The following is a 12,388-nucleotide window of genomic DNA, read 5'->3' as shown; positions in this document are numbered from 1 at the left end:
ATACAAGCTAAATAAAACCCACAAATGTCGAAATTCAACAAAATAAAAGCATTTTTAGTACTGGCACTACTAATTGGCGTACAGGCTTTGCAGGCCCAAACGCAGGAGGAAGACGAGCATGGTGTACATGGACGATCTGAAGAATATGTAGCACCCACAGATCCTCAGGTTTTGGAAAAACTGGATAAATGGGGAAATCAAAAATTCGGAATGCTTATTCATTGGGGTGTTTACTCGGTACCCGGAATTATGGAAAGCTGGAATTTATGTTCTGAAGACTGGATAGAACGTGATAGTACAATTACCTACAATAATTATAAAAAATGGTACTGGAATTTAGATAAAATCTTTAATCCGGTAAATTTTGATCCAGATAGCTGGGCAGATGCTGCTGAAGCTGCCGGAATGAAGTACATGGTATTTACCACTAAGCATCACGATGGATTTAATATGTTCGATACGCAGCAAACCGATTATAAAATTACCAATGGTCCTTTCCAAAACCATCCAAAAGCGAACGTAGCAAAATATATTTTTGAAGCTTTTAGAAAGAAAGATTTTATGATTGGGGCGTATTATTCTAAACCAGATTGGCATTCGCAATATTTTTGGTGGGATAAATATGCTACTCCAAATAGAAATGCTAATTACGATATAGAAAAGTACGATTGGCGTTGGAATAAGTTTAAAGAATTTGCCTATAACCAGATCGAAGAATTAATGACGGGTTATGGTAGTGTAGATATTCTTTGGTTAGACGGTGGTTGGGTACGCCCAAAAGAAACCGTGAACGATGAAGTTAGAGCCTGGGGAGCACCAATTCCAGATTTTAGTCAGGAGATCGATATGCCTAAAATTGCTGAAATGGCAAGGGAAAATCAGCCAGGGATCATTTTTGCAGATCGTACAGTGCATGGCCCTTACGAGAATTACCAAACACCAGAGCGTAAGATTCCTGAAACCAAACTAGATAATCCTTGGGAAAGTTGCCTGCCTTTAGGAAATAACTGGGGGTATGTACCTAACGATCCCTTTAAATCTTCTACTGAAGTTATCAATAATCTTGTAGAGGTTGTTGCTAAAGGTGGAAATATGCTTCTTGGAGTGGGGCCAAAACCAGATGGAACTTTACCATTAGAAGTGGTAGCAAAACTAGAAGAAATAGGAAAATGGCTTGATAAAAACGGGGAAGCTATCTACGATACTCATGCGATTAACGATTATCAGGATGGGAATGTTTATTTTACTGAAAATGCTAAGAAAACCTTCGCTATCGCAATGTTTAAGGATGGTGAAGAATTACCAAAAACTATCAGCTTCAGTAAAAATTTACCTTCAGAAAACGCTAAAATCAAGTTACTGGAAACCGGTGAAAAAGTAGATTTTAAAATTAAGGATGGTAAGGTAGAAATTAGTCTTCCTAAAGAAATCCGTTCAGCAAAAAATAGTTCAGGAATAGCATTTTCAATAGAAAACTAAATAAATGATCCGAAATTTAAACAAAACAATTGCCGGGATTGGTATTGCCAGTCTTTTATTTGCCTGTAACGAAAAGCAGGGAGTTAAAGCACCACAGGCTGTAGGACCAACCCCAACAAAAGAACAACTGGCCTGGCATGATATGGAGATGAATGCCTTTATTCATTTTACTACCAATACATTTACAGGTAAAGAATGGGGATTTGGTGACGAATCGCCAGAAATTTTTAATCCAACAGCTATTGATGTAGATCAATGGATGGAGACTTTGCAAAAAGCAGGTTTTAAGGGAGTGATTTTAACCGCAAAGCATCATGATGGTTTTGCACTTTTCCCTTCAGATTATACCGAGCATGATATTGCAAATTCTCCCTACAAAGATGGAAAAGGAGATTTGGTTAAAGAAGTAGCCGAATCTGCCAGAGCACACGGATTAAAATTTGGGATTTATCTTTCTCCGTGGGATCGTAATCGTGAAGATTATGGAGAAGCATCTTATGTAGAGTATTACCGAAATCAGTTAAAAGAAGTTTTTACTAATTACGGCGATATTTTCGAGATGTGGTTTGATGGTGCTAATGGTGGTGACGGTTACTACGGCGGCGCTAACGAAGAGCGAAGAATCGATAAACAAAACTATTATGATTGGCCAACAACTTTGGCGATGGTTGAGGAAATGCAGCCTGCAGTGCTGTTTTTTAGTGATGCCGGTCCAGACTTGCGTTGGGTAGGAAACGAAGACGGTGTTGGTGGCACAACAAACTGGAACACAATTACACCAGATACGCTTTATGCCGGGAAACCAGGTATTGGCGATGTTTTACAAACAGGATCTAAAGATGGTACAGATTGGATCCCGGCTGAGGTAAATACATCTATTCGCCCGGGTTGGTTTTATCATAAAGAAGAGGATTCTTTAGTGATGTCTCCAGAAGAATTATTTACAACTTACATGCAATCTGTGGGTAGGGGATCTACTTTGTTGCTGAATGTTCCGCCAGATCAAAGAGGGCAGTTTCATGAAAATGATGTAGCTTCTTTATTAGGAATGCGAAGAATAATCGATAGTGTTTTTGCTGAAAATTTAGCTGAAAATGTTCAAATCTCAGCTAGTAATTTTAGAGGCGAATCTGAAGACTATGCTGCGGCGAATTTAATTGATGGAGATCCAAGCTCATTTTGGGTAACCGATGAAGGAATTATTGAATCTTCTGTGGAAATTGAATTTGATTCTGCTAAAACGGTTAATTTTGTATTAGTACAGGAAAATATAGCATTAGGACAACGTGTAGAAAAGTTTCATATTGCAGCAATGATCGATGGTGAGTGGGAAGAAATTGCTGAAGGCACTACGATTGGATACAAAAGAATACTTGAAGTTCCTTCTGTAGAAACCACTGCAATTAAAGTTGAGTTTGAGGCGGCAAAAGCCAGCCCGGTAATTACTAATATTGAAATTTATTAATATCAATGCGTATTTTATCAAAACTCATACTTATTTTTTGTCTTGTAGGCTTTACTGTACAGGCACAGAACAAAGTGTTTAAGATTGAAGATGGTGATTTTAAGTATAATGGTGAATCTATTCATATTTATGCAGGAGAAATGCATTATGCCAGGATCCCAAAAGAGTACTGGCGCCATCGCTTACAGATGATGAAAGCTTTAGGTTTAAATGCTGTTAATACCTATGTTTTCTGGAACTATCACAATACAGCTCCGGGAGAATGGGATTGGAAATCAGATAATAAAAACCTAACAGAATTTATAAAATTAGCTGAAGAAGAAGGACTTTTTGTGATTCTTCGCCCTGGACCTTATGCGTGTGCCGAGTGGGAATTTGGTGGTTATCCGTGGTGGCTTCAAAAGAACCCAGATCTTAAGATTCGTCAAAATAACGAGGCATTTTTAGATTCTTGTCGCACGTATATCAACGAGCTTGCAGCACAGGTAAAACCGCTTCAGGCAAGTGAAGGAGGGAATTTGATTATGGTTCAGGCTGAAAATGAATTTGGTTCTTTCGTTTCGCAACGAGAGGATATTTCCGCAGAAGACCATAAAGCTTATAAACAAAAGATCTTTGAAATGCTGAAGGATTCTGGTTTAGATGGGCCTTTTTTTACTTCAGATGGTACTTGGTTATTTAGCGGTGGCGCTTTAGAAGGCGTATTGCCAACCGCCAATGGTGAAAATAATATTGCCAATCTTAAAAAAGCGGTTAATGAATATCATAATGGGGAAGGCCCGTATATGGTAGCCGAATTTTATCCCGGGTGGTTAGACCATTGGGCAGAGCCTTTTACAAGAATTAGTGCAGATGCCATTGCTAAGCAAACCGAAGTGTATCTTAAGAACGATGTAGATTTTAATATTTATATGGTTCATGGTGGTACTAATTTTGGATTTACCAGTGGCGCAAATTATAACGACGATCACGATATCCAACCAGATATTACTAGTTACGATTATGATGCACCAATTTCTGAAGCTGGATGGGCAACGCCAAAATATATGGCGATAAGAAAATTAATGAAGGAATATGTAGAATATGATATTCCTGAAATTCCGGCTCAAATTCCGGTAATAGCTATCCCAGAAATTAAGCTTGATAAAAAGCAAAGTGCGATTAAATATATCAAATCATCAAAGCCTGTTATAGCCGATGCTCCTATGAGTTTCGAGGAATTAGACCAGGGATTTGGATATGTTTTATATCGTAAAAAGTTTACGCAGCCTATAAACGGAAAGTTGCAAATACCAGGATTACGTGATTATGCCACTATTTATGTAAATGGTAAGTACGTAGGAAAGCTAAATCGTATTTACAACGAATACGAGATGGATATTAAAATTCCGTTTAACGGGACTTTAGAGATCCTTGTAGAGAATATGGGGCGTATTAATTACGGAGCTAAAATTACTGAAAACACCAAAGGAATTATTAGTGCGGTAAGTATTAACGATTACGAAATTTCTGGCGGTTGGGAAATGTATAAAGCACCTTTTGATGTTGCACCTAATCTAGAAGAATCAACCGAAGTTAAAGAAGGTTTACCAGTACTTTATTCAGGAAGTTTTGATTTGGATAAAGTAGGAGATACATTTTTGGATATGCAAAAATGGGGTAAAGGGATCGTTTTTGTAAATGGCCACAATCTTGGCCGTTACTGGAAAGTTGGCCCGCAACAAACATTGTATTTACCGGGATGCTGGTTAAAAGAAAAAGGAAATACGATTACAATTTTAGAGCAGCTGAATGAAGACCCAAAATCATCAATTTCAGGTTTGGAACAACCGATTTTGGACAGCTTATCTCAATAAGTCTTCATGTTATGTTCACATAAAAGTGAATAGTTTGTTTGACAATGGAAGGAGGACCGCCATCCTCCTTCCTTTTTAAAGTTTAGAATACTTTCAGGGTCTAAATAGCAGGATCTAAATAGAAAGTATTAAAAAAGAATTTCAAGTAAGTGTAAGTTTGTTTCATACATTGTAAGGGAAGAGGAGTAGTTTACCTCTTCCCTTTTTTTATTTCTACATTATGAGGTCAAGATTCGTTGTTTTAGTTATGTTTTTTAGTCTGAAATTAATCGCTCAGCAAAAGCTGAAATTCGAAGTTTTAGAGTCGGGTTTTATTTATACTGAAGCTAACTTTCCAAGTGCGCATGCTTCTACGATCGAAGAATTAGACAATGGAGATCTCATTGCCGCCTGGTTTGGTGGTACGCACGAAAGACATCCAGATGTTAGCATTTATACCAGTAAAAAAAGCAAGAATGGTTGGTCTTCTCCTAAAAAAGTAGCCACTGGTTTCCAAAATGATACGCTAAGTTACCCAACTTGGAATCCTGTGCTTTTTAATACTGAAAATAAACTCTTTTTATTTTACAAAATTGGACCTTCACCTTCAACCTGGTGGGGCGCTTATAAAACTTCAACAAATAATGGCGAAACCTGGAGCGATAAAAAATTATTACCAGAAGGTATTTTAGGACCAATAAAAAACAAGCCAATTCAGTTAGAAAATGGCCGAATTGTGAGTCCGTCTAGCGTAGAACTTCAGGATGGCGAAATTTGGCATGCTCACATGGAAATTTCAGATGATCTTGGTAACAACTGGCGCAAAATTAAGGTGAATCAGGATTCAGAATATAAAGTAATTCAGCCTACCATTGTTCAGCTTAAAAATGGCGATTTAAAAGCTTTTTTTAGAAGTGATCAGGATGTAGTTTTAGAAAGTTTCAGCAAAGATAATGGCGAAACCTGGAGTGATTTTAGCGCCTCAGAACTTGCAAACCCAAACTCCGGAATCGATGCTGTTAGTTTAAAAAACGGCGGATTTTTAATGGTTTATAATCCCATGGCCAGTGGAGACGACTGGTGGGATGGTAGAAGTAAACTGAATTTAGCATATTCTGAAAATGCCGAACATTGGCACGACGTTTTAAAACTCGAAAATCAGCAAGAAGGTGAGTTTAGTTACCCGGCAATAATTCAGGCTGAAAACGGCGAAATTCATATCACCTATACATACGACCGTAAAAAAATCAAATATTTTAGATTGAAGTTATCTAATTAATTATTTAAAAACTTTAGGGATGGTATAAGGATCAAAGTCCCAGATAAGAGGTAAACCAAAATAGATAATTAGGCTAATTATTAATATAGAAAGAATATTTAACCAAAAGCCTGTCTTCATCATGTCTGCGATTTTTAGATAGCCAGATCCAAACACCACGGCATTTGGAGGTGTCGCAACCGGAAGCATAAAAGCGCAGCTGGCGGCTAATGTTGCTGCAACCATTAAGAAGTATGGATGCAAATGTAAAGCAAGCGCCATAGGTGCCAATATTGGTAATAACATGGCTGTGGTTGCCAGGTTAGAGGTTACTTCAGTTAAGAAATTGACAGAAGCTACCAGGATCAAAATCAATAAAAATAGCGGTAAATTTTCCAGATTCACTAACTGCTCACCAATCCAGTTTGCTAATCCGGTATCATTAAACGCTCTGGCTAACGCCATTCCTCCACCAAAAAGTAATATAATTCCCCAGGGAATTTTAACGGCTTCTTCCCAGCTTAACAGGCGTTTTTGTTTTTCTTTATTTTTCCCAGAAGGAATTAAAAATAAGGCGATTCCTGCCAACATAGCAATAATCGTATCGTCTATATTTGGTAAGAACTTTTCTAGAAAAAAAGAACGAGTAATCCAGCAAAGTGCGGTGAGCACAAATACGATCAATACACGTTTTTCCTGAAGACTTATTTTTCCTAGTTCGTCAAGTAATCTTTTAATTTCGGTTTTTCCACCGGGAAATTCTTTTTGTCTGAATTTAAATGCAATACTGGTGATATACTTCCAGCAAAAGATTAAAAGAAGAATGGAAATAGGCATTCCTAAAAGCGCCCATTTTACAAAGCTAATTTCGATACCGTATAATTCTTCAACAATTCCGGCAAAAACAAGGTTTGGCGGTGTACCAATTAAAGTTCCAATTCCGCCAATAGAAGCACTATAAGCAATAGCTAACATTAGTGCTTTTCCGAAGGTTTTATTTTCGTCTTCACTGGTTTGAGGATTATCCTTTAGTTGTAGGATAATGGCTGTCCCAATAGGGAGCATCATTACAGAGGTTGCGGTGTTAGAGATCCACATCGATAAAAATGCGGTGGCTACCATAAAACCTAGAATGATCAATTTAATATTAGTGCCAATTAAATTGATAATATTAAGGGCAATACGGCGATGTAAATTCCATTTTTCGATGGCTACGGCAATAAAAAATCCGCCCATGTATAGAAATACATATTTATGGCCGTAAGAGGCAGTAGTTACACCTATCTCTAGAGCGCCACTTAAGGGAAAAAGAACAATAGGCAATAGGGCAGTCGCTGCAATTGGGATAATTTCGGTAACCCACCAAATCGCCATCCAGAGGGTTACGGCTAACACATCAAAAGCTTCAGGTGTCATTCCTTCTGGTGGTTGTAAAAACTGAAATATTGTAAAAATTAATGGGCCTGCAATTAAGATGATGCGTTTAAGACTGTTATTCATTTATAATTTATTATCTATGGGAAGATAAATATTTTCTCCACAATTCGGTAATTCTATTTATTACTATTAAATTAGTTTTATTACTAAAAAAGTAGTTTAATTCTTGTTTTGTTGGTTTTTATATTAGATATTGTGACATAAATCAATCAACTATCATTATGAGAAATAAGATCATCTTCATTTTAGGCGTTTTGGCATTCAATTTTTTTCAGCTTCAGGCTCAAAATAAATTCAATTATCGGGTCAGTTATAAACTTACATATAAGTTGGATTCTACAGATCTGGAATCCAGTAAATCTGAAATCATGTGGCTTTTCGCTAATAATGAATCCTCTTTATTTTTGAGTAGAGGCGCTGCTTTAAAAGATTCTATGTCTGTAAGCGTAAATGCTGCGGATATTGGTTCTGAAAGGTGGAAAAGTAAAATGGAAGCTGCTAAAACAGAATTTAGATACAGGGTATTTAAAAATAAAGCAAATAATAAAGTTGGCTACGGAATTAAGTTAATAGCTGATAAGCTGTATTATACAGAAGAAATAGATCAAATAAAATGGGAGATACAGACCGAAGTTAAAGAGATTGCAGGATACCAGGCACAAAAAGCAACAACAAGGTTTGCCGGGAGAGATTATATTGCCTGGTTTTCTCCCGAAATTCCACTTACTGATGGGCCGTATAAATTTGCAGGCTTACCAGGTTTGATCTTAGAAATGCAGGATAACGAAGCTGAATATGTTTTTGAATTCGCATGGTTTGAAGAACTTTCTAAACCTTTAGAATATGAAATCTTTCCGGAGAAATATAAAGAAATCAAGAAAAAAGAACTTCTAGAGTTACTAGAAACTTATGAAAGCGATCCCATAAGTTATGTAAATAATTATGTAGGCGAAGGCGGTAAGACAATTAGAATTGGTTTGGAAGGCGATGATAAAAAAGATTATTTAAAAAAACATCGTGCGCAATTGGCCAAAAAGAATAATCCTATTGAACTGGAATAATTGTTTTTTTGAGTTTTAACTATATGGTTTTCTTAAATTATTAAGATTCATTTAGCAATACTCACGGGTTGTTTGTCGAAAAAAGTTTATAAAATTCGATTTATTAAGGATTTTCAAACTTCCAAAACATTCACCGATATGCGCAAAAAATACAGTCTTGTTTTAATTGTTTTCAGCTTTATACACTTCTTAGGATTTTCTCAGCAAAATTATGAGCTTAATACGGGGTGGAAAACACTGCCTATAGCAGATGTAACATCTAGTGGCGAAGAACTTTCAAATACATCTTTTTCCGTAGAAAACTGGAAAAATGCCACAGTTCCCGGTACGGTGCTTACCACGCAACTGAATAATGGTGAAATTCCCGACCCATTTTTCGGGATGAATAATGGTGAAATTCCAGATATCTACGATGTTGGTCGCGATTATTATACGTATTGGTTTGTAAAAGACTTTGAGGAAAAAGTCAAGAAAGATGAGCAGATTTGGCTTAATTTCCGTGGAATAAACTACAGTGTAGATATTTTTCTAAATGGTAAGAAAGTCAACCAGAAAGAATACAAAGGAATGTTTCTTAGGAAGCGTTTTAATATCACAAAATTCCTTGCCAAAAATGGCAAAAATCGTCTTGCAGTAATTGTTTATCCGGCACCACATGTTGGGAATCCAAATGGAGGTCAGGGTGGCGATGGTACAATTGCACGTGGCGTGGCCCATCAATATGTAGCCGGCTGGGATTGGATCCAACCCATTCGCGATCGAAATACCGGGATTTGGGATAAGGTAATTATCGAAAAAACCGGTGCGGTAAATCTTAAAAATCCGCATGTGGTGACCAAAGTTTCTGGAAAGCGACTTCCGGGAGAAAAGCAGGAACCGGCGAAAATTTCTTTGACTGCGGAAGTTGAAAACCCAACTTCAAAAAAAGTTGAAGGAACTTTATCTTTTAAAATTGCAGGTAAAAACATCGAAAAGGAGGTAAGTCTGGCAGCGAATGCTGAAATGTTGGTAGCACTTCCAGAATTCGAAATTGAAGAACCAAAACTTTGGTGGCCTTCAGGTTATGGCGAGCAAAATTTATACGACGCCGAAGTTCAATTCAGCATAAAAAATAAAATTTCAGATAGAGAAACTTTAAAAGTAGGAATCCGTGAAATCCAAACCGAATGGAATTCGCACACACGTAGTAAACAGATATTCGTTAACGGGCAGCCTATTTTTATAAAGGGAGGAAACTGGATCATCTCAGATGCGATGCTTCGTTTTACTAAAGAGCGTTATGATGCCGAGATTCGTTTTCACCGTGATATGAATTTAAACCTTATAAGAATTTGGGGTGGTGCTTTACCAGAAAGACCAGAGTTTTACGAAGCCTGTGATAAATATGGGATGCTGGTGATCCAGGATTTTTGGATGTCTGGTGATTGTAATGGTCGATGGGTAGATCCTAAGAAAAAAGACGATCAATGGACGCGCAGGCAATATCCAGACGATCACGAATTGTTTATCGAATCTGCTGCAGATGCTGTAAAAATGCTGCGTAATTATCCTTCACTTGCTATCTGGTGCGGTGGGAACGAGATCACTCCACCACAGGATATTTTACATGCGATGAAAGATGAAATTCTACCAGAATTAGATGGGACACGCTGGTTTATCGATTATTCAAATTCAGATGAAATGTCGTATAATTTTAAAGGCGGAAATGGTGATGGCCCTTACGGAATTCAGGATATTTCGACTTTTTGGGAAGAGCGTACCTGGCCTTTTAATTCTGAAGTTGGCTCTGTTGGTGTAGGGGATGAGGTAAGTTTAAAGCGTTTTCTCCCAAAAGAAAATTATACCGTTCCGGTAGAATATGAAGGAACAGAAGCCGTGAAGGATCCAGTTTGGACGTATCATAAATACATCGATTATGGAAATTCTTTAGAAGCTTATGGAACGCCAGAAAATATGACCGATTTTGCATCGAAAGCACAGCTGGTAAATTATAATCAATACCGTGCGTTAATGGAAGGTTTTAGTTCGCATATGTGGGATTGGTATACAGGGTCGATCATCTGGAAAACCCAAAATCCGTGGACCGCATTACGCGGCCAGATGTACGATTATTATTTAGATCCTAACGCCTGTTTATTTGGACTTCGCGAAGGGAGTAAGCCTTTGCATGTTATGTATAATACAACAACTGGCGATGTGTATCTAGTAAACAATGGTTTTAAAGCCCAGTACGATCTTATGTTAGGAATAAAATTGTACGATATGAAGGGGAATGAAAAGCCGGTAACCCAGGTATTTGCTTATATCGAAGCTTCGAGTACAAAAAAAATATTGTCCCTAAAAAAGCAAATTGATACGTTAGCTGCTAAAGAAGGACTGTTTTTAAAATTGGATCTTAAGAATCAGGATCAGGAAGTTTTAGATGAGAATTTCTATTGGATTCCGGACAGTACAGGCACATATTCCGGATTACAGAATTTAGCAAAAACTAAAGTTGAAGCTGAAGTTGAAAAAGTTGCTAAAAATAAATTTAAGCTTAAAATCACCAATCCTGAACAAAATACTGTTTCGTTCTTTAACCGAATTTCTTTAGAAAGTGTAGAGAGTGGAGAAAGAATTTTACCAACTTTTTATGATGAAAACTATTTCTCTATCATTCCCGGAGCAACAAAAGAGATTGTGTTAGAAGCACCGCAAAATGAAGTGGAAGATCTTCAAATTTCTATAGAAGGCTGGAATACAGATAGAATGATAATACCAGTTAATTAACTTGATATATTAAATTCAGCACTGCTTTTTTAGTTGAATTTTTGTTTGTAAAGGTTTTTTTAGGCATCTTAGATAAAATTTCTTTTTATGAAATCTATCCTGATGCCTTTTTTCTTGTGCTTTTCTGTGATATTTTATGCTCAGGAAAGCGAAATTCAATATTCCTATAAAGCGACTTACAATCTCGAATATCAGGAAGATTCTACAGATGAGAATTCGATATTATCTGAAAGCGTTGTGCTTTATTTAAGCGATGGACATTCGCGATATTCTAGTTTAGGTACAGCCATAGAAGATTCTATAGGAGGTAGTGAAGGATCTGAGTTTCATTATATGATCTACAAAAACTATAAGGAGAACCAGCTTGTTTTAACTGAAAATATTACGGTTGGTCGGTATAAATTTAGATACAATCAGGATCTGAAAACGATCGACTGGGAGATTCAACCAGAAAACAAAGAAATTTTAGGTTTCACCGTTCAGAAGGCAACGGGTTCTTTTGCCGGTAGAAATTATGAAGCCTGGTTTGCGCCAGAGCTTCCATTTTTAGATGGTCCTTATAAGTTTAATGGTTTGCCTGGACTTATTTTAGAGATATCAGATCTTAAAGATGATTACCATTTTAGCTTAACTGAATTTCAGGAATTAGAAAAACCGGTGACTAAAACATTGAATTTGGATAATTACAAATTGGTTTCTCAGGAAGAACTTGATCAATTTAGGGACGATAATGATCGTGATCCAATTGCCGCAATGAGAAATGCAGGAATAAAATTTGGTTTTAGCAGTAAAAAGGTTGAAGCTGATACTAGAAAAATGCTAAGCGAAAAGTACGAGAGGCGAAACAACCCTATTGAAATTAAAGAGTAGCCTAAGTATTTTATTTCAAATCCTTTACAATCTAAAGGGATATAATTATAAGAGTTATAAAGAACTTTAACTTGTATCCATCTTCAAATAAATGTTGTTTTTTTAAGCTTATGGATTTCAAATTACTATTAAATTAGTTTTATTACTAAAAAAATAGTTCATTTCTTGTGAGCTTCGGTTTTATATTCGATATTGTGAGGGAAAAATCAATCAA

The 12,388-nt window shown here is 36.7% G+C and carries 8 protein-coding genes; 7 read left to right on the top strand and 1 reads right to left on the bottom strand.

All coding sequences use genetic code 11. The annotated features are described in order from the left end of the window. The first annotated feature begins 24 nt into the window (after window positions 1–24). The 4 genes from IIF7_RS04205 (at window position 25) to IIF7_RS04190 (ending at window position 6,058) form a co-directional block, all read left to right on the top strand. Window positions 25–1,479: an alpha-L-fucosidase gene (locus tag IIF7_RS04205; protein WP_084840428.1), complete on the top strand. Its 1,455-nt coding sequence runs from the start codon at window positions 25–27 to the stop codon at window positions 1,477–1,479. 4 nt (window positions 1,480–1,483) lie between these two features. Next, the gene (locus tag IIF7_RS04200; protein ID WP_084840427.1) at window positions 1,484–2,944 is read left to right on the top strand and encodes an alpha-L-fucosidase; all 1,461 of its coding nucleotides are present in this window, start codon (window positions 1,484–1,486) and stop codon (window positions 2,942–2,944) included. 5 nt (window positions 2,945–2,949) lie between these two features. Further along, complete coding sequence (locus IIF7_RS04195) at window positions 2,950–4,800, top strand: beta-galactosidase (RefSeq protein ID WP_084840426.1); 1,851 nt, start codon at window positions 2,950–2,952, stop codon at window positions 4,798–4,800. A gap of 220 nt (window positions 4,801–5,020) precedes the next feature. Further along, window positions 5,021–6,058 (top strand): sialidase family protein, encoded by a 1,038-nt coding sequence (locus IIF7_RS04190; protein WP_084840425.1) that lies wholly within the window; start codon window positions 5,021–5,023, stop codon window positions 6,056–6,058. Here IIF7_RS04190 and IIF7_RS04185 read toward each other — a convergent pair whose 3' ends face one another. Then, window positions 6,059–7,537, bottom strand: a complete 1,479-nt coding sequence (locus tag IIF7_RS04185) for an SLC13 family permease (protein ID WP_084840424.1) — start codon at window positions 7,535–7,537, stop codon at window positions 6,059–6,061. A gap of 158 nt (window positions 7,538–7,695) precedes the next feature. Here IIF7_RS04185 and IIF7_RS04180 point away from each other — a divergent pair, with 158 nt between their 5' ends. The 3 genes from IIF7_RS04180 (at window position 7,696) to IIF7_RS04170 (ending at window position 12,174) form a co-directional block, all read left to right on the top strand. Beyond that, window positions 7,696–8,535, top strand: a complete 840-nt coding sequence (locus IIF7_RS04180; RefSeq protein WP_084840423.1) for a GLPGLI family protein — start codon at window positions 7,696–7,698, stop codon at window positions 8,533–8,535. A gap of 138 nt (window positions 8,536–8,673) precedes the next feature. Beyond that, complete coding sequence (locus IIF7_RS04175; protein ID WP_084840422.1) at window positions 8,674–11,304, top strand: glycosyl hydrolase 2 galactose-binding domain-containing protein; 2,631 nt, start codon at window positions 8,674–8,676, stop codon at window positions 11,302–11,304. 87 nt (window positions 11,305–11,391) lie between these two features. Then, entirely contained in the window at window positions 11,392–12,174 is a 783-nt protein-coding gene (locus IIF7_RS04170; RefSeq protein WP_245801515.1) for a GLPGLI family protein, read from the top strand. Window positions 12,175–12,388: the final 214 nt, after the last annotated feature.

It is taken from the genome of Zunongwangia atlantica 22II14-10F7 (assembly GCF_002094855.1).
Taxonomy (GTDB): Bacteria; Bacteroidota; Bacteroidia; order Flavobacteriales; family Flavobacteriaceae; genus Zunongwangia; species Zunongwangia atlantica.
This window is presented reverse-complemented; position numbering and strand designations above follow the sequence as displayed.